Annotated in this window: 19 protein-coding genes; 13 read left to right on the forward strand and 6 right to left on the reverse strand. The window is 74.4% G+C overall.

Annotated elements, in window-relative coordinates; translation table 11 throughout:
* Positions 1–36: 36 nt before the first annotated feature.
* Entirely contained in the window at positions 37–1,311 is a 1,275-nt protein-coding gene (locus ACFXPX_RS20180; protein WP_380642536.1) for a helix-turn-helix domain-containing protein, read from the forward strand.
* A gap of 4 nt (positions 1,312–1,315) precedes the next feature.
* On the opposite strand, the gene ACFXPX_RS20185 is transcribed toward ACFXPX_RS20180, so the two are convergent.
* Positions 1,316–1,489 carry a hypothetical protein gene (locus tag ACFXPX_RS20185; protein WP_380522944.1) on the reverse strand — a complete coding sequence of 58 codons (174 nt, stop codon included), beginning with the start codon at positions 1,487–1,489 and terminating at the stop codon, positions 1,316–1,318.
* 68 nt (positions 1,490–1,557) lie between these two features.
* On the opposite strand from ACFXPX_RS20185, the gene ACFXPX_RS20190 reads away from it, so the two are divergent.
* From ACFXPX_RS20190 to ACFXPX_RS20220, 7 genes are all read left to right on the forward strand, one after another.
* Positions 1,558–2,997: a hypothetical protein gene (locus ACFXPX_RS20190; protein WP_380522945.1), complete on the forward strand. Its 1,440-nt coding sequence runs from the start codon at positions 1,558–1,560 to the stop codon at positions 2,995–2,997.
* Between the two features lie 85 nt (positions 2,998–3,082).
* A complete protein-coding gene (locus ACFXPX_RS20195; protein WP_380642538.1) occupies positions 3,083–4,285 on the forward strand; it encodes a glycosyltransferase in 1,203 nt (400 codons plus the stop codon).
* A gap of 179 nt (positions 4,286–4,464) precedes the next feature.
* Positions 4,465–4,656, forward strand: coding sequence for a hypothetical protein (locus ACFXPX_RS20200; protein WP_380642540.1), 192 nt, complete (start codon positions 4,465–4,467; stop codon positions 4,654–4,656).
* Positions 4,657–4,912: 256 nt separating this feature from the next.
* A complete protein-coding gene (locus ACFXPX_RS20205; protein ID WP_380642542.1) occupies positions 4,913–5,434 on the forward strand; it encodes an SUKH-4 family immunity protein in 522 nt (173 codons plus the stop codon).
* Between the two features lie 62 nt (positions 5,435–5,496).
* Positions 5,497–6,480, forward strand: coding sequence for an aldo/keto reductase (locus ACFXPX_RS20210; protein ID WP_380642544.1), 984 nt, complete (start codon positions 5,497–5,499; stop codon positions 6,478–6,480).
* 40 nt (positions 6,481–6,520) lie between these two features.
* On the forward strand, positions 6,521–7,006 hold the full coding sequence (locus ACFXPX_RS20215) for an Imm1 family immunity protein (RefSeq protein WP_380642546.1): 486 nt from the start codon (positions 6,521–6,523) through the stop codon (positions 7,004–7,006).
* A 180-nt stretch (positions 7,007–7,186) separates the two neighbouring features.
* Positions 7,187–8,020 carry a polysaccharide deacetylase family protein gene (locus ACFXPX_RS20220; protein WP_380642548.1) on the forward strand — a complete coding sequence of 278 codons (834 nt, stop codon included), beginning with the start codon at positions 7,187–7,189 and terminating at the stop codon, positions 8,018–8,020.
* A 33-nt stretch (positions 8,021–8,053) separates the two neighbouring features.
* On the opposite strand, the gene ACFXPX_RS20225 is transcribed toward ACFXPX_RS20220, so the two are convergent.
* Positions 8,054–9,619: an acyl-CoA synthetase gene (locus ACFXPX_RS20225; RefSeq protein ID WP_380642582.1), complete on the reverse strand. Its 1,566-nt coding sequence runs from the start codon at positions 9,617–9,619 to the stop codon at positions 8,054–8,056.
* Between the two features lie 376 nt (positions 9,620–9,995).
* Here ACFXPX_RS20225 and ACFXPX_RS20230 point away from each other — a divergent pair, with 376 nt between their 5' ends.
* The 4 genes from ACFXPX_RS20230 to ACFXPX_RS20245 all read left to right on the forward strand — a co-directional run bounded on the left by ACFXPX_RS20230 (position 9,996) and on the right by ACFXPX_RS20245 (position 15,014).
* Positions 9,996–10,247: a DUF6296 family protein gene (locus ACFXPX_RS20230; RefSeq protein ID WP_380642550.1), complete on the forward strand. Its 252-nt coding sequence runs from the start codon at positions 9,996–9,998 to the stop codon at positions 10,245–10,247.
* Positions 10,248–10,466: 219 nt separating this feature from the next.
* Positions 10,467–11,915 (forward strand): hypothetical protein, encoded by a 1,449-nt coding sequence (locus tag ACFXPX_RS20235; protein WP_380642552.1) that lies wholly within the window; start codon positions 10,467–10,469, stop codon positions 11,913–11,915.
* A 162-nt stretch (positions 11,916–12,077) separates the two neighbouring features.
* Positions 12,078–13,541 carry a hypothetical protein gene (locus ACFXPX_RS20240; RefSeq protein ID WP_380642554.1) on the forward strand — a complete coding sequence of 488 codons (1,464 nt, stop codon included), beginning with the start codon at positions 12,078–12,080 and terminating at the stop codon, positions 13,539–13,541.
* 33 nt (positions 13,542–13,574) lie between these two features.
* Positions 13,575–15,014, forward strand: a complete 1,440-nt coding sequence (locus ACFXPX_RS20245; RefSeq protein ID WP_380642556.1) for a hypothetical protein — start codon at positions 13,575–13,577, stop codon at positions 15,012–15,014.
* A 98-nt stretch (positions 15,015–15,112) separates the two neighbouring features.
* Here ACFXPX_RS20245 and ACFXPX_RS20250 read toward each other — a convergent pair whose 3' ends face one another.
* The 3 genes from ACFXPX_RS20250 to ACFXPX_RS20260 form a co-directional block, all read right to left on the reverse strand.
* Positions 15,113–16,207, reverse strand: a complete 1,095-nt coding sequence (locus tag ACFXPX_RS20250) for an alanine racemase (RefSeq protein WP_380400372.1) — start codon at positions 16,205–16,207, stop codon at positions 15,113–15,115.
* Between the two features lie 97 nt (positions 16,208–16,304).
* Complete coding sequence (locus ACFXPX_RS20255) at positions 16,305–17,129, reverse strand: SDR family NAD(P)-dependent oxidoreductase (RefSeq protein WP_380642558.1); 825 nt, start codon at positions 17,127–17,129, stop codon at positions 16,305–16,307.
* 115 nt (positions 17,130–17,244) lie between these two features.
* On the reverse strand, positions 17,245–17,826 hold the full coding sequence (locus ACFXPX_RS20260; RefSeq protein WP_380642560.1) for a CGNR zinc finger domain-containing protein: 582 nt from the start codon (positions 17,824–17,826) through the stop codon (positions 17,245–17,247).
* Between the two features lie 88 nt (positions 17,827–17,914).
* Here ACFXPX_RS20260 and ACFXPX_RS20265 point away from each other — a divergent pair, with 88 nt between their 5' ends.
* Entirely contained in the window at positions 17,915–19,438 is a 1,524-nt protein-coding gene (locus ACFXPX_RS20265) for an FAD-dependent monooxygenase (RefSeq protein WP_380642562.1), read from the forward strand.
* Here ACFXPX_RS20265 and ACFXPX_RS20270 read toward each other — a convergent pair.
* On the reverse strand, positions 19,412–20,635 hold the full coding sequence (locus ACFXPX_RS20270; RefSeq protein WP_380642564.1) for a hypothetical protein: 1,224 nt from the start codon (positions 20,633–20,635) through the stop codon (positions 19,412–19,414). The two genes, ACFXPX_RS20265 and ACFXPX_RS20270, sit on opposite strands and share 27 nt — an antisense overlap.
* Positions 20,636–20,653: the final 18 nt, after the last annotated feature.

The raw sequence follows: 20,653 nt of genomic DNA on the forward strand, positions 1-20,653 counted from the left end.
CCGGCGGGCCGCGGGGGCGGGCGCTAGGTTTGTCAGATGGTGATGAAGAAGACTGTGCCACCGGAGCACGGCACCCGGGTAGGGGGCGCGTCGTCGGCCGCCCGGTCCGCCGCCGACCGCTCCGCCGCCGTGGCGCGGATCCTGGCGGACGAGCCGGGCATGGTCGAGGCCGCCCTGGCCGCCGTCACCCGGGAGATCCCCGCCTACGCCAACCTCGACGCCCGCCAGCTCGAAGAGGTCCGCTCCCTGATCGTCTGGACCCTCCGCCGGGTGCTCGAACTGTGGTCGGTGGACGGCGCCCTGGACGCCGACGACCTCCGGATGTTCCGCGGCGTCGGCGCCGTCCGGGCCCGGGACGCCCGCCCGCTGGCGGCCGTACTGCGCGCCTACCGGGTGGCGGCGCTGGCCTTCTTCGACCGGATCGGCGAACGCTTCCCCGACACCGTCCCGTCGCGCGACCTCAGCGCGCTGGCCCGGGTCTGGCTGACGGTGCTCGACCAGTCCTCGGAGGCGGTCTTCGACGGCTACGAGTCCACCGGCCGCATCCTCAGCGAGGACCGCGAACGCGCACTCCGCGGCCTCCTCGCGGACCTGCTGCTCGGCCGGCAGAGCCACGCCGGCACCCTGCGCGCGCGGTTGCGCGAACTCGACGCCGAACTGCCCGCCACCTTCGACCTGTTGGTGGTCTCCCCGGCCGCCGGTGCCGCCGGTGCCGCCGGTTCCGCCGACGACGCGGCACGGGCGGCCGCACTGGCGGCCACGGCCCTCGACGCCCGAACCGCAGCCGACCGGGCCGGCGACCTCGAACTCACCTCGCTGCACACCGTCATGGACGGCGTCGGGGTCGTCCTGCTCAAGGCCGTCGACCCGGCGGCGCTGGAGCGCCTGACCGGCGCGCACGCCCTCACCGGCGCCCGGCTCACCGGCGTCACCGCCGCCACCGCCCCACGCGACTACCGCCTGGCCCTCCACGGCCTCCGGCACGCCCCACCACCGGCGCGGACCGAACGCCGGGTGCTCGACCGCGGCGACCTGGAGGTGGTGGCCCTGGTCACCGGACACCCGGACGCCGCCCCCGCCCGGGTCACCGAGGCCGTACTCGGCCACCTCGCCCAGGACGACGACACCCGCCGGACCCTCGACGCGGTCATCTACGCCGACGGCGCCGCCGGCGCGGCCGCCCGCCTCCACCTCCACCCCCAAACCGTCCGCTACCGCCTCCGCCGCCTCGCCACCACCACCGGCCGCGACCCCCGCACCCCGTGGAACCGCTTCGTCTTCCAGACGGCCCTCCTCACAGCCACCCCCTGACGCCTCACCCGTAGGGCCGCGGCCCGGCCGTCACCAGCCGGAAGGGGTCGTCCTCGGCGAGGCAGCGGGACACCAGCCAGGCCGCTCCGAGCACCAGTCCCCGCACCCGCCCCTCGTCCACCACGATCTCCCGCACCGTCCCCCGCCCCTGCAACTGTCCCTCCGTCTGCCCCGACACCCCGCCGCACCATCCCAGCACACCCCCACCGGCGCGGGGGTGTCAGTGGCGGTTCGTAGGTTGCCCTCGTGAACATCGATGATCTTCTCTGGCAAAAGCGACGCCACGGCGGCGTCTACCCGCGGATGGTGCGCAGTCTCCTCGACCTGGGGCGGCTGGACCTGGTGATCCGGGCGGCGCAGGAACGCGGCGACTGGAACTGCGCGGAGGCGGCGGCGCGGGAGCTCTGCGCGGCCGGGGAGTTCGACCGGGCGCTGGCACTGATGGACCCGTTCACCGACATCGGCTGGCGGGCCGCCGAGTGGCTCACCGCGGAGCTGATGATCCGGCGCGGCGAGGGCGACGAGGCGCTCGCGATGGTGCGCCCGGACGCGGCCGAACAGGGCGACGGCCACGTGAGCGCACGCTACGCGGAACTGCTGGTGCGGGCCGGGCGGGCGGACGAGGCCGTCGACCTGCTGGTACCGCACCTCGGGGAGCACTGGCTCCGGTCGCACCTGGTCGAGGTGACCGAGGGCCAGGGCCGTGACGACCGGGTCCTGGACGTCCTCACGCAAGCTGCGGCGCGCATGGAGGGCACGGAGGGCGTGCCGTGCGCGAGCTGCGGTCAGTCGTGCGGGGCTGACCGGAGCGAGCGGTGGCACGTGCTGCTCCTGATCTCCCGGGTCCTGGAACGCGCTGGGCGCACGGACGAGGCCGTCGAGGTCCTGCGCACCGAGATCGCCTCGGGCCGCCGTCACCCCGTCAACTTTCCGCAGTACTACGCGGAGCTCCTCGCCCGGCAGGGCCTGATCGAAGAGTTGGCGGCGCTCGCCGTCAGCGAGCGCTACTCCGCCTTCGCCGTGTACGCGAAGGCACTGGAGGACGCCGGGCGGGCCGGCGAGGCCGAGAGCCTGCTGCGCGAGGCGATCGAGGCCCACGACCACCCGAACGACCGTGCGGCGCTGATGCGCCTCCTCGTCGGGCAGGGGAGGGTCGACGAAGCCGTGGAGACCGGCCGGCCCACGTACGACTACTACGACTGCGGGAACCTCCTCCACTGGGCGCTGGAACTGCTCGTCGACGACAGCCGCCCCGACCGGGCGCTCGAACTGCTGGAGGGGCTCACCGGTGCGTATGCCGAGGGGCATCCGGAGAGCATCCTCCAGCTGCGGTTCTGGCTGTTGGGCGAGGCGGGCCGCTGTGCCGAGGGTCTCACGGAGGCCACCGCCCTCAACGAGCGGGAGCCCGGGGAGTGGGACACCGTGGTGGCGCGGCTGCTGGAGCGGGACGGCCGCCCGGAGGAGGCCCTCGCGCTGCTCCGGGCGTCCGCCCAGCAGGGGGTCGACTTCGACCTGACCGAGACGCTGATCAGACTGGGCCGCCCGGAGGAGGCCCTCGCCGCCGTCCCGACGATCGCGGAGGCACGCGCGGCCGCCGAACGGCGGGAGCGTGAACTAACCGAGCAGGGGGAGCAGGACGACCCTTGGGCCGGTGTCGGCGCAACCGCGCAGGCACCCCCGTTCTGATCCCTCGACCGGCCGGTGTCCGCGAGTCAGGAGCAACGGCAGCGCGTGGGCACGGAGTTGCGGCGGGAGGCGGCAGAATCGTGCCATGCGCATTCTGATCGTCACAGCCGGTTCACGCGGAGACGTCGCGCCCTTCACCGGGCTCGGGCGGCGGCTGCTGGAGGCGGGCCACCAGGTCGCCGTGGCCGCCCACGCGTCCTTCGCCGGGCTCCTCGCCGACTGCGGACTCGAACACCGGCCCGTGCCGGGAGACCCGAACGAGCTGGTCCGGGAGTTCTCCCGGGCGGCGCTGCGGGCCTACACGGACGGGCTGGCCGACGGGGTCGCGGAGGCGGCGGCGGGCGGAGCCGACGTGGTGCTCACCGCCTTCGGCCCGGCACCGCTGAGCCGGGCGGCGGGCGAGGCGCTCGGTGTCCCCGTCGTCGGCACCTACCTGGCCCCGTCGTTCGCCACCCGGGAGTTCGCGCTGCCCAACGCCCGGAACGCGGACGACCTGGGGCCGGAGGGCAACCTCGCGGCGGGCCGGGACGTCCTGAGGCGCGCGGAAGGGCTCTTCGTGGACGCCGTCACCAGGCTGCGTGCCCGGCTCGGACTGCCCGCCGACCCGCCCACGGCCGAAACCCGTCCGGTCTTCCACGGCTACAGTCCGCTGGTGCTGCCGCGCCCCGCCGACTGGCCGTCCCGGGCCCGGGTGGCGGGCTACTGGTGGCCCGCGCGGCCGGCCGGCTGGCAGCCCCCGGCCGACCTGCTCGACTTCCTCCGGGCCGGCCCGCCCCCGGTGTTCATCGGGTTCGGCAGCATGGCGGTCGGGGAGGGGGAGCGGCTCAGCGGGCTGGTCGCCACGGCGGTCGAGCGGGCGGGCGTACGGGCGGTGGTGCAGGCGGGCTGGGCCGGGCTGAACGGCTGCGGCGACGACGTCCTGACCGTCGGTGACGTCCCGCACGACTGGCTGTTCCCCCGCACCGCCGCCGTCGTCCACCACGCCGGAGCGGGCACCACGGCGGCCGCCCTACGGGCCGGGGTGCCCGCCGTCGCCGTGCCCGTCATGGCCGACCAGCCGTTCTGGGCGGCCCGGCTGCACACCCTGGGCGTCGCCCCCCGCCCCGTCCCGTTCCAGGACCTCACCGCCGAAGCCCTCGCCGACGCGATCACCACCTGCCTGACCGACCCGACCCACCACCACCGCGCCACCCACCTCGCCCGCGGACTCGCCACCAAGGACGGCGCCGCCCCCCTGCTCGCCCACCTCGCCTCACTGCCCGACAATCCGAGCGCGCAGCCGCGGTAGCGCCGGCCTGACCAAGGCTCACCGAGAGCGGACACGGCGCCCGTTTCAATGGCCTTGCCGTCCTGACGCCGACCCGCGATTCTGGGCCGGTGCCAGGACAGGCGAAGAGGAAACGGCGGCAGGAGGCCGAGAGGCAGCGCCTTGCCGCTCGCACTGCGCCGGACGCCGGGCGGTGGGACGTGGTCCTCGAAACGTTGGACGAGGCGGAGCTGCGCGCACACCTGCGCCGTCTTCGGGAAGCGGGAGTCGACGGATCGATGATCCGGATCGACACGCTTTGCGGCCGTCTGGTGCAGCCGACCACCTACCGGCTGAGCCGGTTCGTGACGGACCCCGCACGCGAGGCCGGCCACGAGCACTCCGAGCACTGATTTCTCCAGCAGGGCAATCCGCCATCTGCTGCGGCGCCTGGGCGTTGTCGTCCCGATCCCGCGGCCGTGACCGCCACGACCGAGCGCCCAACCGTCGCCGATAGGGACTCTCGACGGCCGGCCACCCTCTCCTGACTGCGCTGATCCGCTGGCGCCGTGAGCCCGTCAGGTGATCACGGAAGGCGGGTTAGGCTGTGCCGCTGCCCCTCCTGCGGCAATGCTCTTGACACAAAAGGGACGGCCGAGTTTGGGCTCCATGCGTGATCGGGCGCGCGAGATCCTCGCCCGCCCGCAGGCGGAACTCGTGGTCCCCACGGATCGGACGGCGGTCGAGGATCCGCTGGCCCTGAACCGGTGGCTCGTTCCGGCCCGCGACCGTGCGGCTCTGGAACGGTGGGGGTTGCCGCTGATCGAGCGGTACGGCCTTGTCTCGAACATCCACGCGGGTGAGCGTCCGGACGAGCTGGAGGACGGGCGCGGCTACTACGGGCTCGGTATCTGGCTCGACCTGGAACTGGCGGCGGCTGTCCCGTCGGGTCAGGTCTGGGGAATCCCGCTGACCCAGTGGCGCCAGAGCGATGTGTTCGTCAACTCGTCGATCAGCGGCCTCATCGACTCGGCATGGCGCTGGTACTGGATCTCGGGAATCATCAATTCCGCGGACAGTATCGACCGGTACGCGTGCCTGAGGGACTTGTTCGAATTCATCGTCAAACGCGACGCCGATGTCGCCGCCCAGCGGCACTCCCTCTGGCGGGAGGTTCTCCTCGGCGGCTGAGGATCTTCGTCGGGGACCGGGCCCGGGCGGCGTCGGGTGGGGTGGCGTGAGAGGCTCCTGGTATGGAACAGCGCGTACTCGGCCGGACCGGCCGTCCCGTTTCGGTGGTCGGACTCGGCACTTGGCAGCTCGGTGCGGACTGGGGTGACGTCCGGGAGGAGGACGCCCTGGCCGTGTTGGAGGCGTCGGTGGAGGCGGGGGTCACGCTCTTCGACACCGCGGACGTCTACGGGGACGGCCGCAGTGAGCGGCTGATCGGCCGGTTCCGGAAGGAGCGGCCGGACGCGGAGGTGTTCGTCGCGACCAAGTTCGGCCGCCGGGTCGAGCAGCGGCCCGAGCACTACCGCCTCGCCAACTTCCGTGCCTGGGCGGACCGTTCGCGGGAGAACCTGGGCGTGGAGCGGCTGGACCTGGTGCAGCTGCACTGCCCGCCGACGCCGGTCTACTCCTCGGACGAGGTGTTCGACGCCCTGGACACCCTGGTGGCAGAGGAGCGGATCGCGGCCTACGGGGTGAGCGTGGAGACCTGCGCGGAGGCGCTGACCGCGATCGCGCGTCCGGGCGTCGCCAGTGTGCAGATCATCCTGAACGCCTTCCGGCTCAAGCCGCTGGAGCGGGTGCTGCCCGCGGCGGAGGCGGCCGGGGTGGGGATCCTGGCGCGGGTGCCGCTCGCCTCGGGGCTGCTCTCGGGCCGCTACAGCGAGCGGACCGTCTTCGGCCCGGACGACCACCGCACCTACAACCGCCACGGCGAGGCCTTCGACCAGGGCGAGACCTTCTCCGGCGTGGACTTCGCCACGGGCGTCGAGGCGGCCCGGGAGTTCGCCGCGCTCGCACCCGAGGGCGCCACGGCGGCGCAGACGGCCCTGCGGTGGATCATCCAGCAGCCCGGGGTCACGACGGTGATCCCCGGCGCCCGCAACGTGGCGCAGGCCCGCTCCAACGCCGCGGCCGCCGAGCAGGCCCCGCTGCCCGCGGCCACGCTCGACGCCGTACGGGAGCTGTACGACCGCCGCATCCGGCCGCAGGTGCACGACCGCTGGTAGGAGCGTCGCCGGCGGTCGCCGCCGGGTCTGGAGGGGATCGGTGGCACTACCGGCACTGGTCGAGGTCCGGTACCGGGCGGACCAGATGGCGGATCCCGGCCGTCTCACCTCCGTCGAGGACGTCGATCGCCTGATCGACGAACTCCTCGACGGCTCGGCGTACGAGAACCTGGCTCAGCTGACCCACCTGGCCAGGGGGATCGTCAAGCCGAGAGTTCCGGGCCACGACTTCCCGGCGGTCCCTGACCACGACTTCCAGGTCGGAGTCGACCGCGAGCAGGACGTCGGGGTGCTGCTCTTCATCGACGGCAGTGGGAACTTCGTGACGGCAGGCCCGCCGGAGTCGCGCAACGCCCCCGCGTACTACCTCGCGGGGCACTGGACCGAGTTCCGGGACCAGGTGGAGGTCCCCGTCGACCTGGTGCGGGCGGCGGTGAAGGAGTTCCTGCTCACGGGCGGTCGGCGCCCGAGCTGCGTCGCCTGGAAGAACCAGTACGAGGCCGATGATCAGGAGCCGGCTCCGTGACCTCGCCGACCGTGCCGACGTCGCCGGCCTCGCCCGCCTTGTCGCTCCACTGAGCGTCAGCGCGTTCCGGTGGGAAATGTCACCGGTCTGCTACGCGCGTCGAAGCGGGGAACCCCGGTGGGGTGGTCGACGTCCTCGACCTCGGAGAACACGCAGGTGGAGTCGGGGGAGGGGTCGTTGATGGACATCAAGGCGCGCATGGGGACCGTGGGCAACCGGTCGCGGGCGGCCGTCGCGGTGGCGGTCGTCGTCGCCGCGGCGACGGCTTGGGCGGTTCCCGCGGTCACCGCGACGGTCCCCGGCCATGACCGGAACGTCGCCCAGGCGCAGGACGGGTCCGCCGAAGGGCAGGGCGGCCAGGACGGTGCCCGGGGCAGCGGCGGCGGTGCGCAGTCCGGCGGCATACCCGAGGGCATAGCCCACGCCTCGGAGGCCGGGGGCAACGCCGTCAACATCACCATCGACGACGGGCCCGACCCGGTGTGGACCCCGAAGGTCCTCGACGTGCTCAAGCGGTACGGGGTGAAGGCGACCTTCTGCATGATCGGACCGCAGGCCAAGGCCCACCCGGACCTGGTCAAGCAGGTGGTGGCGGCCGGTCACCGGCTCTGCGACCACACCGTGGACCACGACACCACGATGGACAAGAAGCCCGTCGCCTACCAGGAGCGGGAGATCCTGGACGCGAAGAAGATGATCGAGCAGGCCGCGGGCGGCGCCGAGGTCATGTACTACCGGGCCCCCGGCGGCTCGTTCACCCCCGACAGCCGGCGGATCGCCGCCGCGAACGGCATGCGCCCGCTCGGCTGGAACGTCGACTCGAAGGACTTCGAGAAGCCCGGCACGGCGGCCATCGTCGAGACGGTGAAGAAGGAGCTCGCCCTCGGCCCGACCGTCCTGTTCCACGACGGTGGCGGCGACCGGCAGCAGACCGTCGAGGCCCTCGGCCAGGTGCTCACCTGGTTGAAGAGCCAGGGCCGCGCCACCGGCTTCCCGGTCCGGACCACTCCGTGAGCGCTGCCGTCCCGGCCGTCTGGGCCGGCCGGGCTAGCGGATCCCGGAGGCCCGGGCCCGGAGTTCGCGCTTGAGGAGCTTGCCGCTCTGGTTGCGGGGCAGTTCGGTGACGAAGAGGACCTTCTTCGGCACCTTGAACGGTGCGAGCCGGCTCCTGACGTGGGCGATCAGTTCCGCCGCGGTGGGGGCGGGACTGCCGGGGCGGAGCACGACGAAGGCGGTGACCGCCTCGATCCACTTCTCGTCGGGGACGCCGATCACCGCGACCTCGGCCACGGCGGGGTGGCTGTAGACGGCCTCCTCGACCTCCCGGGAGGCGACCAGCACCCCGCCGGTGTTGATGACGTCCTTGATCCGGTCGACCACGGTCAGGTAGCCGGCCTCGTCGGCGACCACCAGGTCCCCGGAGTGGAACCAGCCGTCCTTGAAGGCCTCGGCGGTCTGCTCGGGCGAGTCCCAGTAGCCGAGGCACAACTGTGGTGAGCGGTAGACGACTTCGCCCGGGGTGCCGGGCGGCACCTCGGTGCCGGTCCGGTCCACGACGCGGGTCTCCACGAACAGCACCGGGCGTCCGCAGGAGGCCGGGCGGTCGAGGTGCTCCTCCGGCCGGAGCACCGTGGACAGCGGGCCGATCTCGGACTGGCCGAAGCAGTTGTAGAAGCCGACCTGCGGGTAGCGGGCACGGAGCCGGTCGAGCACCGCCACCGGCATGATCGAGGCGCCGTACTGGGCCTTGCGCAGGGAGGACAGGTCGTGCCGGTCGAGGTCCGGGTGGTTGGCCAGCGGAACCCACACGGTCGGTGCCAGGAACAGCGAGGCGATCCGGTCGGCCTCGATCCGGCGGAGCAGCTCGGGGATGTCGGGCGACTCCAGCAGCAGGACGGAGGCGCCGACGGCGAGGTACGGGAGCAGGAAGACGTGCAGGGCCGCCGAGTGGTAGAGCGGCATGCAGATCAGCGGCCGGTCGTCCTCGCGCAGGTCGAGGGCGTGGAGGGCGGACAGGTAGGCGTGCACCAGGGCGCGGTGGGGCATCATCGCGCCCTTGGGGCGGGAGGTGGTGCCGGAGGTGTAGAGCAGCTGGGCGAGCTCGGTGTCGGCCGGACCGGTGCCGAGATCGGGCACGGGGCCGGCCGACGCGGCCTCCAGCAGGCCGATCCCCGAGAGCCCGCTCCCCGGCAGCCCGGCCGGGTCCTCCCGCAGCGGTAGCACGTGTTCGACGGCCAGGCCGTCCCGGACCCGCTCGACCTCCGGCGCGAGCGCCGGGTCGCTGAGCACCGCGCGGGTGCCGGACTGGCCGAGCAGGTAGCGCAGTTCCTCGCCGGTGAGGGCGTGGTTGACCGGGACGTGCACCAGTCCGGCCCGGGCGCAGGCGAGGAAGGCGATCGCGTAGGCGTCGGAGTTGCGCCCGTACGCGGCGACCCGGTCGCCGGGCCGCAGCCCGAGCCCGAGCAGGTGCCCGGCGGCGCGGCTGACCGCCTCGTCGAGCTGCCGGTAGGTCCAGCTGCGGTCGGCGAACGTGAGGGCGACGCGGTCGGGGGCCCGGCGGGCGCTCCGGCGCAGCAGTCCGTCGACGGTGCCGGCTCGGGGGTCGTCGCTCATGGTCACGGTCACGGTCTCGCTTTCGTACGGCGGGGCGGCGGGGTGGCTGAACGGCTGGGCAGTGGGGGGCTGCGCCCGGTCCGGACGACCGGAGCGGGCAGGAGCAGCCTGCCCGGTCCGGACCGCTCGCACCAGGGCCTGCGCCCGGCCGGTCCGTCCGCCCGGTCCGTCCGGCCGGTCCGCCCGGTCCGTCGGGTGCGTGCGGGCGTGTGCATCGGCCCCGGCCGGGTAGGTGCCCGGGTGACCATCGATTCCGGGGCCCGGTACCGTGCCGGGCCGAAGGGTGCTGCGAAGACGGTTACCGTTCGTATGCGACGGCCCGACCTCGGAGGAGAATCGACGCCACCGGGCGGGGAGTCCGACGAGGAGGCCGGCCATGAAGAGCCTTGAACGCCGCTACGCGGTGACCCTGCCCGGGTCGATCGGCGGGCACGCTCCGCCGCCGGTCGTCGTGGTCCGCGTCACCGAGGCCGTGGGCCCCGGCGGCGGACCGGTCTGGACGAACCGCGCCGGCGACCTCCGGGTGGAGATCATCGGCGAGGTCGCCACCGTCCTGTCCGCCCCGGACGGCGCGGGGCGGCACCCCTGCCTGCACGCGGTGCCGCTGCCGGACCGCCTCGCGCCGTAGCACGCATGCCTGCACACGCCCGGGGCGGCGGGAGGCTTCGCGGAAATGACATTCCGCCGGAATTCAGGAACTGCGGAATTCGCTTCTGGCTTTGACGCTGCGAAGTCGCGCTGTTACGATCAAATGAGTCTTGATTGATCATTCGACAAAACCCCCCACCGCCGCGAATGCCGTCGCGAAGAACGACGGAAGGCCGCTGGGAGGAATCGAAGCCATGACATGACGACGCACCCCCTGGCCGTGCTGAGAATCGCGATCGGCCTTTCCCAGTCCGCGTACGCCCAGCTGATCGCCCGTACGCACGCGGAACTCGGCTTCGGGCCGATGGCCGCGCGGCGCGAGAAGGTCTCCCGCTGGGAATCGGGCCGGATCGCTCCGGAACTCGGCGCCCAGCTCGCCATCGCCCGTATCCACCAGGTGGACCGGGAGATCGTGCTGCGCCTGGGCTGGCCGCAGTGGCTGTTCGTCGCCGGCGGCGACGGTGCACTACTGCGGCAGCCGTGGAATCCGCAGGCCGCCGTCGACATCACCCGGCTCGCCGCAGGTGAGCCGGGGAATCCCGGCCCGGGCCCTGCGCTGATCGCCACCGGCGCCTCGCTCACCGCCCAGATCCGCGGCGCCGTGGCGGCGCTCGCCGACGGCCCGTGCCCGCCCGTGCACGAGGGCCCCCGGATCGGCCCCGGAACGCTCGGCTGGGCCGAGACCCGCATCCGCACCCTGGAAGAACTGGAGGCCGGCAGCCCGATCCCGCAGGACGCGCTCCACGCCGCCGCCCGGGCCGAGTACCGGCTCGTCGGTGACCTCCTGGCCCGCCACCGGTACGACCGGACCACCGGCACCCGACTGTTCCTGCTCGCGGCACGCAGCGCGGCCCTGTGCACCTGGACCAGCGGCGCCCTGGGGGAGGAGGGCCGCGCCGAGCGCTACGCCCTGGCCGCGATCCGGGCCGCGGCCGCCGCCGGGGCGCCCCGGCACACCGCCGCCTACCTCTCGCTGCTCTCGATCAGGCACCTGCGCCGCGGCGACCCCCGGGACGCCCTCGCCCTGCTCCGGGCCGCCCGGGCCGTCGACCCGCGCCCCACCCCCAGGCTGGCCGTCATCCTGCACACCCGGCAGGCCCGCGCCCTGGCCCGGCTCGGCGAACCCGCCGCCGGCCTGCGTGCGCTGGAGCACGCCGAGCGCGCCCTGTCGGCGGCCGCGCCGGGCTGGGACGCACAGGCCGACCCCACCGGCAGCAACATCGACGAGGAGTACCTCGCCCTCGCCCGCGGTCACACCTGGCTGCGTCTGGGGCAACCGGCCCGGGCCCTGGACAGTTACCGGAGCCTGCGCACCGACGGCGCGCCGACGGCCCGGCCCCCCTCGCCGCACGCCGTGGCCCGGCTGCGCCCGCTGGTGGAGGCCCAGTTGGCGGTCGGGCAGGTCGACGAGGCGGCCGCCACCGTCCGCGGCGCCGTCGACCGGGCCGGGACCCTGCCGCCGGGGCTCGCCCACTGGTTCGGCAGCCGGCTCGCGCCGCACGCCGACCACCCCGGCGTGCGGGAGCTCCTCGACCATCTGGACGATCGGTCCGTGGCGCAGCGTCGGACCGGGTTCGAATCCGGGGGCGGCCGCGAACCCGGGGGCGGGTTCGGGCCCGGGCGCAGCTTCGAGCCCCGGTCCGACTGAAAGCGCCAATTCCCGTTCCGGCAATGCCGTCGGCAGTGCCTCGGGGAGTGCCTCCGCGTCTGGCGAATTCCGTATCGGTTTTTCTAGGATCCGGTACCGAAGCCGGTCCGGAGCCGGTCTCGGTTCCCCCACGATCTACAGAGACATCTCAAGACTGCATCCATGGCGCACCCACTCATCCTGTTGCGGTCCGCGAAGGGCCTTTCCCACCCCGAATACGCCCGTCTCGTCGCCCGGACCCATGTCGAGCTCGGCCTCGGGCAGATGGCGGCCCGTCGGGAGAAGGTCTCCCGGTGGGAATCGGGACGGACCGTCCCCGAGCACACCGCGCAACTGGCGATGGCGCACATCCACGGAGTCGCCGCCCGCGAGGTGCGCCGTCTCGGCTGGCCCCACTGGCTGCACCTGGTCATCGGCGACACCACCCTGCTGGAGCAGCCCTACACGCCCGCCGGCGCCGAGCTCGCCCTGAGCAGCGCCCTCCACCTGCCGAAGGCGCCACGCTCCCCGCGGCTCCTGCTGCGGGGGCCGGCGCTCACCGCCCAACTGCGGTCCGCGCTCACCCAGATCGCGGCGGACGGCGGGGGAACCCGCGCCGGCCGGGACGCCCGCCCCGGCCGGGGTGACGTGCCGGGCCGGTCCCAGGCCCTCGCCGAGCAGCTGCACTGGATCGAGGCCCGCACCGGCGCGCTCGAACGGCACGAGGACGGCTCGCTGATACCCGCCGAGGCCCTCTACCGGGCGGCGCACGCCGAACACCGGCTGGTCGTCGGCCTGTTCAACGGCCGTGACCGCGACGCCCCGGCCGCCCGCCCGCTCTTCCGGCTCGCTGCCCGCACGGCGCTGCTCTGCACCTGGTTGAGCAGCGCCGTCGGCGAGGAGACCCGGGCGGAGCGCCACAACCTCACCGCGATCCGGGCCGCCGCCGCTGCTGCCGCGCCCGGGACGGCCTCGGCGGCCATGGCCCACCTCGCCCGTCGCCACCTCACCGCCGGCTCCCCGGCCGATGCGCTGGCGCTCGTCCGGGCAGCCGCCGCCGTCCGCTCAGGGCAGTCCGGTCAGTCCGGTCAACCCGGACAGTCCGGACAGCGCGGGTCCTCGTACGGTCCGGAGAGCATCCTGCACTGCGCGGAGGCCCTCGCCCTGGCCCGGCTGGGGAACGCCACCGGCGCGGCGAGGGCGCTGGACCGGGCCGCCGCGAGCGCGGCCACGGCGGGTGCCGGTCCAGTGGCCGGTACGGGGGTGGGTGCCGGGGTCGGTCCCGGGGTCGTCGAGCGGTGCGTCACCGTCAGCCGGGCCCAGGCCGCGCTGTTCCTCGGGGATCCGCAGGGCGCGAAGCCGTACTTCGAGCTTTTCGCCGACTCCCTGCTGGCACCGCAGAGCGCCGTCCCGTCGCCCCAGACGGGTGTCTGGCTCCTCTACGCGGCCGACGCGCACCTCGCGCTCGGTGAGCTCGACCGTGTCGCCGACACCGTCCACCGCGCCGTCGACGTCACCGGGAGGCTCCCGCCCGGACTCGACCTCCAGTACCGCGCGCGGCTGGCCCGGCACGAGAACGAGCCGGCCGTCCGGCAGGTCCTGGAGCGCCTGGACGAGGGCTCCCGCTCCAACCGGCCGATCCCGTAACGGCGATGACGCGATGACCCCTTCGGAGGCGACATGGTCCACGTCCACCCCCTCACCCGGCTGCGCGAGGGCATGGGCCTGTCCCAGTCCGAGTACGCCAAGCTCATCGCGCGCACCCACACCGCGCTCGCGCTCGGGAACACGGCGGCCCGCCGGGAGAGGGTCTCCCGCTGGGAGGCCGCCCGCTCCGTCCCCGAGCACACCGCCCAGCTCGCCATGGCGCACATCCACGGGATCCCCGCCCGCGAGGTCCACCAACTCGGCTGGCCGCACTGGCTCCACCTGGCCACCGGGGACGCCACCCTGCTCGACCAGCCCTACACGGACCACGGTGCGGTCCTCGCCCTGCGCGCCGTCGTGGACCTCTCCGGGGCTCGGCATTCACCTGAACTCACCCTGAGGGGGCGTGAGTTGGCATCCCACCTGGGTGCTGCCCTGACACAGCTCGCCGACCCGGGCCGGACCGGCTGGACCCGCCGGACCACCCGCTCGGCCGCCGGGTGCGTTCCCGGCCTGGTCGGGAACCGCCTGCGCTGGAGCGAGGCCCGCACCACTGCTCTCGAACAGCAGGAGGCCGGCACCTTGATGCCCGCCGCGGCCCTGTACGGCGTGGCGTACGCCGAACACCGGCTCGTCGTCGGCAACCTGCTCAGCGGTGCCCGCACCAGTACCGAAACCGGCGCCGGGACGAGCGGCGGCGTCGAAAGTCCGGGACCACGGCGGCTGTTCCCGCTCGCGGCCCGCACCGCCCTGCTCTGCACCTGGCTCAGCAGCGCCCTCGGCGAGGAGACCGGAGCCGAGCGGCACAACCTCGCCGCACTCCGTGCCGCCGTCGCCACCGGTGACCGGGCCGCAGCGGGCGTCGTGATGGCGCAACTGGCCACCCGGCACCTCATCGTGGGTGACGCGGCCGACGCGCGGATGATCGTGCGGGCCGCCAGGGCCGCCGACCCTGAGCCGGCCCCCGCCGTGGCCGTCGTGCTGCACACCAGGGAGGCGCTGGCCCTCGCCCGCCTCGGCCGGTCCGGTGACACGGCGCGGGCGCTCGACCTCGCCGCCGACACCCTCGCCGCCGACACCTCGGTCGCCTCCGACCACAAGCACCGGCACCGGCCCGGGTTCCCGTTCACCGTCGACGACCGCTTCCTGACCTCCGTACGGGCCGACGCCTGGCTCCACGCGGCCGATCCACGGCGGGCCGAACCCCACGCCGCCGCGCTGCTCGACTGGCTGGACGGCCCCGAGCCGGTGCTCGCCCCGCCGCTGACCGGCCGGATGCTGCTGTCCGTCGTCGACACCTACCTCGCCCTCGGCGAGGCGGCGCAGGCCGTCCGTGCCACGTCCTGCGCCATCGGCGTCTCCGGCACCCTTCCGCCGGGCCTGGCCCGGCAGTACCACCGCCGGCTCGCGGCGCACCAGCACGAACCGCTGATCCGGGAGGCGCTGGAACAGCTCGCCCACGGCGAGTTCTGACCAGGGCCCGGCGCCGGTCGGCAGGGGTCGGGCGGGTTCGGGCGGGAGGGTGCCGACCCCGCCCGACCCCGCCCGCCCGGTCGTCGGTCAGCCGCCGTTCAGCTGTTGGCGCCCCGAGCGGCCACCGTCCAGCGGTCGACGACCTCCCCGGCCCGGACCACCTCCAGGGTGTCGGCCAGGTTCACCGGCGTGCAGACGTGGACCGGGACGACGGCGACCCGGGAGCCCAGGCGGGGAGTGGGCCCGCCCTCGGGCAGCACGACGGTGGCGTGGTGCTCGGACAGGGAGGCCACCACCGCATCCGGGTGGTCCGGGAGGTAGCCGTGACCGCGGACCCAGGGCGAGGCGTCGGAGCCCAGCACCTTGCTGCCCGCGTCGAGTACGAAACGACCGGGGCCCGGGCTGCTCACCACGGTCGCGAGCGCGTAGAGCCCGAGGTCGTCCGCGGTGCAGCTGCCGATGGCCAGCTGGGTCGCGTCGTTGAAGACGTACACCCCCGGGCGCAGTTCGTTCACCGCGCCGGACCGCCACTGCCCGGCCGTCGGCGTCGACCCGCCGCTCACCACCGGCACCGCGATGCCCACGGCCCGCAGCGCCTCCGCGGCCTCGCCGAGTGCCCGTTCCTCGTCGCGGGCCGCGTGCTCGCGGGCGCGGGGGTCGTGGCCGTAGCCGTGGCCGGGGAAGGTGAAGACGCCCGCCACCTCCAGCCCGGCGTCGACGGCGGCGAGGCCGATCTCGGTCGCGTCGGCCGGAACGACTCCGGTCCGGTGGTGGCCGGAGTCGATCTCGATCATCACCTGCACCGGGGCCGCCGCTCCCCGCAGCGCCCGCCCCAGCCGCCGGACACCCTCCACGGAGTCCGCCCCCACCCGCAGGGCGACCGAGTCCGCGAGGGCGCGCAGCCGACGGGCCTTGGCGTCGTCGACCCACAGGGGGTAGGCGATGAAGAGGTCGGACACGCCGTTCGCGGCGAAGACCTCCGCCTCGCCGACGGTGGCCACGCTCAGCCCCACCGCACCGGCGTCGAGCTGGCGCCGCGCGATCTCCGGGCACTTGTGGGTCTTGGCGTGCGGGCGCACCGCGAAGCCGCCGTCGAGGGCCGCCGCGCTCATCCGGGCGATGTTGCGCTCCATGACATCGGCGTCGACGACCAGCGCGGGGGTCGCCGGCTCCTCGGGGAGATGTGTGCTCATGCCCCATGATCACGCGTCCGGCCGACCTCCGGTTCCCGCCGCGCCCCCGTTCCTGCCTCGCCGGGGCCCTTACGGCCCGTACGGCCCGTGCGGCCCGTCAGGCCTCCGCCGGACCGGGCCCGTCCGTCTCGGCAGCGCGAGGCGCGCCCGGCGGGATCGGCCCCAGGTAGGTGCCGCCGGAGGCGTCGACGGTCTGGCCGGTCACCCAGCGGCCGCGCGGGCCCGCCAGGAAGCCGACCACGTCCGCGACGTCCTCGGGCGTGCCGATCCGGCCCAGGGCGGTGATCGACTCCAGCCCGGCCATCGCCTCGGGGGCGCTGGTCCACGCGGAGGTCATGTCGGTGAGGATCACGCCCGGGTTGACGGTGTTGACGGTGATCCCGCGCCGGCCGAGGTCGTTGGCGAGCGGTGCGGCGAGCGCCTCCAGGGCCGTCTTGCTGACGGTGTAGCCGATCTGGAGCGGCGAGGCGATCCGGGCGGCCGCCGAGGCCACGTTCACGATCCGCCCGCCGTCCCGCAGCAGCGGCAGGGTCCGCTGGATCACGAAGAGCGGCGCGCGGACGTTGACCGCCATCACCCGGTCGAAGTCCTCCTCGGTGATCTCACCGATCGAACCGGCCAGGTGCACGCCCGCGTTGTTGACCAGGATGTCCAGGCCGTCCTCGCCGTGCTCCGCCAACCCGGCGGTGAGGCCCTCGAACAGCCGGTCCGGCCCGTCGCCCCGGTCGAACCGGGCCGGCACCGCGAACGCCCGGCCGCCCGCCCCCTCGATCAGCTTCACGGTCTCCGCGGCGGCCTCCTCGTTGCCGCCGTAGTGCACCGCGACCAGCGCCCCGTCCTCGGCCAGCCGCCGTGCGACCGCCCGCCCGATCCCCCGGGACCCACCCGTCACCAGCGCCGTCCTGCCGTCCAGCTCGCCCATGCCCGCCGTCCCTCCCACGCCCTCCCGGCCGCCTCCGGGGCCGGGCCCGGTCGTCCCGCCCCGAAGCCGGACGACCCCTGATACCTGCCCGCCCCCGCAGGCCTGATGCGCGGGCTCAGGCGCCGGTCCGTCGGGTGGCCCGGTGGGTGGCGACGCGGACGCGGGTGGCGCAGCGGGGGGTGCAGTAGCGCTGGGGGGTGCGGCGGCCGGTGTCGATGTAGTGGCGGCCGCAGCCCGGGGCGGCGCAGCGGCCCCAGGCGCAGGTGCCGCGTTCGCTGAGCCACAGGCCGAGGGCGAGGGCGGCGGTGGAGAGCAGCCAGTGGGTGAGGCCGGCGTCGGCGGGGGCCCGGGTGTGCAGGGACCAGGGGCGGCCGGGGAGCCGGACGAGGTGCGGGCGGGGCGGGTAGCGGTCGAGGAGGGCGTTGATCGCCTCGGCGGCGTGGTCGGGGTCGTCGGTGTCGAGGACGGCGATCACGGGGGCGGTGGCCTCGCACAGTTCCCGGGCGTCGGCCTCGGTGAGGTGGAACGGCGGGCCGCCGTGGCGGTCCAGGAGGGCCTGGAGTTCGGCGGCGCCCGTGTCGGGGTTCGCGCGGACGGTGTTGGCGAGGTCGGCGAGGAAGTGGAGGCCGCGGGGGTTGTCCTCGGGTCCTCGGGAGGGGCCGGGGGGTTCGGGTGTCGGGTCGGGGGTCCGGGGCATGGGGTCGGGGTGTCCTCGTCTCCTGGGTGCTCTCTGCCGCCACCATGGTAACGTCAAAAGTCTCGAATAGCCGTTACGAAGGAGTGGCATGCGATTCCCGGCAACGACCTCCGTGCTCATCGTCGGCGCGGGCCCCGTCGGCCTGACGCTGTCCCTCCTGCTGTCCGGCCACGGCGTGGACCACCTGCTCGTCGAGGCGCACCCCGACACCTCCCGGCACCCCAAGGCCCGTGGCGTGTCGGCGCGTTCGATGGAGGTGTTCCGGCGCTGCGGCCTGGAGCCGGAGATCCGGCGGGCCGGCCTCCCGCCCTCCCAGGTGTACTTCTACCGCGGCCGCACCCTGGTCGACCCGGACTTCGTGCGCACCGGGGTCGCCGTGCCGGACGGCCCCGAGCGGACCCCGTCCCCCGGGCTGATCTGCTCCCAGGACGCCCTGGAGGCCGTCCTCGCCCGGCGCGCCCGGGAACTCGCCCCGCAGGCCGTCCGGTTCGCGACCCGGCTCGTGGCGTACACGGAGGACGCCGACGGCGTGGAAGCCGTCCTGGAGGATCGCGGCAGCGGTGAGCGGCACACCGTCCGCGCCGACCGGCTGATCGGCTGCGACGGCGCGTCGAGCACCGTCCGCGCGGCCGCCGGGATCGCCATGGCCGGGCCGACCGGCCTCGGCCACTTCCTCGGCGTCCGCTTCGAGGCGCCCCTCGGCGAGGTCGTCGCCGACCGGGCCAGCGCCTCCTACTTCCTCACCGAGCCCGGCCGGGGCGGCTTCCTCGCCGTCGACAACGACCGGCGCTGGATCTACCAGCACCCGTACGACCCCGGCCGCGACGACACCACCGCCCTGCGGGCCGACCACCCGCGGCTGGCCCGGCTGATCCGCGAAGCGGCCGGGCTGCCGGGCCTGGCCGTGACCGTCCTGGACACCACCACCTGGCGGATGGACGCCCAACTCGCCGACAGCTACCGGAAGTCCAGGGTGCTCCTGGCCGGCGACGCGGCCCACGTGACGCCGCCGACCGGCGGGCACGGCATGAACACCGGCATCGGCGACGCCGACAACCTGGCCTGGAAGCTGGCCGCCGTCACGGCCGGCACGGCCGGCGACGCGCTGCTCGACAGCTACGAGGCCGAACGCCGCCCCGTGGCCCGCCAGGTCATCGACATCTCCCTCGCCAACTCCCGTGCCCGCACCAGCTACCGGATGGACGACGAACTGCTGCTCACCGCGGCCTACACCTCCACCGCCGTCCTCCCCGCCACCCCGGCGCCGCGCCCACCCCTCGACCCGGACGGCGCCCACCCCGACCCCGCCCCCGGCACCCGCCTCCCGCACCTGCCGCTCCCCACCGGCTCCACCCTCGACCTGGTCGGCCCGGGCTTCGCCCTCCTCACCGCCGACGCCGCCTGGCAGCGCCACGCCGACACCGCCACGGCCGCCGGCCTCCCCGTCACCCTCCACCTCCTCCCCACCGACCTGACGCGGCCGCTCACCCTCCCACCCACCGGCGCCACCCTGGTCCGCCCCGACGGCCACATCGCCTGGCAGGCCCCGCACCCGGCCGCCGAAGCGACCCAACTCCTCGACGTACTACGGCAGATCCTCGCCCGCCCCTGAGTCGCCCGCCCCTGGGTCGCCCGCCTCTGGGTCGCCTGCCCCTGAGTCGTGCGGCCCTGTTGTCGCGTGGGCCGAGACGGCCCGGTCGGACCGGAGAGCGTCCGCCCGTTCCACGAGGTGGTCGAGAACCGCGAGGGTGAGGTCCGCGAGGTCGGTCCGCGTGAGCGAGCCGACGTCGAGCCGGAACTGGGTCGCCAGGCGCCGCTGCCGGTCGTGGAAGAAGACCGGATGCAGCCGGGGTGTGCTCGCGCCGCTGGCGAGCCGGTCGCGCCAGCCGGCCAGGACCTCGGGATCGGCGGGGCCGTTCAGGCCGTCGTGCTTGTCGGCGCGGAGCGCCGCGGCCAGTTCCGGACGGCCCCGCCGGCGAAGGCCCTCCTGGATCGAGGACAGCGCCATCGCCGGTTGCAGCTCCACGGCCAGGTCGTGGGCTTCGAGCACGGCTTCCACCGTCGGCCTGGCACCGGTGAGGACGTCGACGCACGGCCGGAACAGCCAGGGCTGGCTGGGCATCCCACGGCCGGGGCAGCGCAGGTCCACGGCGATCCAGGCGTGGTCGGAGCCGGAGGGGTGGTGTCGCCAGGCCATCACCATCGGGTTTCCGCCGCTGGTGCTCATGGCCCTCGCTTCGACTGAGCCCGGATGGTCGCGGCGCAGCGCGTCGTCGAGGGCGAGGGCCGTACGACGGCTCACCACGTCCGGCACGTACCAGCCGGAGGAACTCCCGATCGCACCGTCGGCCTCCGTTTCCCAGCTGTGCAGGACGTCGGTGATCCCGTGCGCGAGCCACGCGGCGTGCGGATCCGCGGCCGAGTGCCACGCCTGGAAGAGCGTGACGAGGCGCAGCGATCGCCACGGCTCGGTGGGCCGGGCGGCGTCGAAGGTGCAGTAGAACAGGGCCGGTACGGGGTCGAGGGTTTCGGCCCAGGCCCGGTAGCGGTTCAACTGATCGCCGTGCTCGTCGGAGGCGCCCTTCATCTCCAGCACGGCCACGGGACGGTCGTCCGACCGCCGGTACACCACGAGGTCCAGGCGGCCGGCAGGCTGTTTGACCTCGCGTCGACACCGGTACGGGCCGGGGGCGAGGCCGAGCAGGTCGATCAGGGGCTGGGGATCGCGCTCGAACAGGAAGGCCAGCAGGTCGCTCAAGCTGTTCTCGTCGGCGACCAGTCGTTCGAGGGCAGGGCTGGGTTCCGGCATCCGGAGATCATCCTCCAC

This window comes from Kitasatospora sp. NPDC059146, assembly GCF_042786665.1.
GTDB lineage: Bacteria > Actinomycetota > Actinomycetes > Streptomycetales > Streptomycetaceae > Kitasatospora.

Bases quoted from the DNA above. Each gene is read 5' to 3' on its own strand.
- ACFXPX_RS20250 (WP_380400372.1), bottom strand. From the start codon at position 16,207: ATGAGCACACATCTCCCCGAGGAGCCGGCGACCCCCGCGCTGGTCGTC.
- ACFXPX_RS20235 (WP_380642552.1), top strand. From the start codon at position 10,467: ATGACGACGCACCCCCTGGCCGTGCTGAGAATCGCGATCGGCCTTTCC.
- ACFXPX_RS20255 (WP_380642558.1), bottom strand. From the start codon at position 17,129: ATGGGCGAGCTGGACGGCAGGACGGCGCTGGTGACGGGTGGGTCCCGG.
- ACFXPX_RS20260 (WP_380642560.1), bottom strand. From the start codon at position 17,826: ATGCCCCGGACCCCCGACCCGACACCCGAACCCCCCGGCCCCTCCCGA.
- ACFXPX_RS20270 (WP_380642564.1), bottom strand. From the start codon at position 20,635: ATGCCGGAACCCAGCCCTGCCCTCGAACGACTGGTCGCCGACGAGAAC.
- ACFXPX_RS20245 (WP_380642556.1), top strand. From the start codon at position 13,575: ATGGTCCACGTCCACCCCCTCACCCGGCTGCGCGAGGGCATGGGCCTG.
- ACFXPX_RS20220 (WP_380642548.1), top strand. From the start codon at position 7,187: ATGGACATCAAGGCGCGCATGGGGACCGTGGGCAACCGGTCGCGGGCG.
- ACFXPX_RS20265 (WP_380642562.1), top strand. From the start codon at position 17,915: ATGCGATTCCCGGCAACGACCTCCGTGCTCATCGTCGGCGCGGGCCCC.
- ACFXPX_RS20210 (WP_380642544.1), top strand. From the start codon at position 5,497: ATGGAACAGCGCGTACTCGGCCGGACCGGCCGTCCCGTTTCGGTGGTC.
- ACFXPX_RS20240 (WP_380642554.1), top strand. From the start codon at position 12,078: ATGGCGCACCCACTCATCCTGTTGCGGTCCGCGAAGGGCCTTTCCCAC.
- ACFXPX_RS20195 (WP_380642538.1), top strand. From the start codon at position 3,083: ATGCGCATTCTGATCGTCACAGCCGGTTCACGCGGAGACGTCGCGCCC.
- ACFXPX_RS20205 (WP_380642542.1), top strand. From the start codon at position 4,913: ATGCGTGATCGGGCGCGCGAGATCCTCGCCCGCCCGCAGGCGGAACTC.
- ACFXPX_RS20225 (WP_380642582.1), bottom strand. From the start codon at position 9,619: ATGAGCGACGACCCCCGAGCCGGCACCGTCGACGGACTGCTGCGCCGG.
- ACFXPX_RS20230 (WP_380642550.1), top strand. From the start codon at position 9,996: ATGAAGAGCCTTGAACGCCGCTACGCGGTGACCCTGCCCGGGTCGATC.
- ACFXPX_RS20180 (WP_380642536.1), top strand. From the start codon at position 37: ATGGTGATGAAGAAGACTGTGCCACCGGAGCACGGCACCCGGGTAGGG.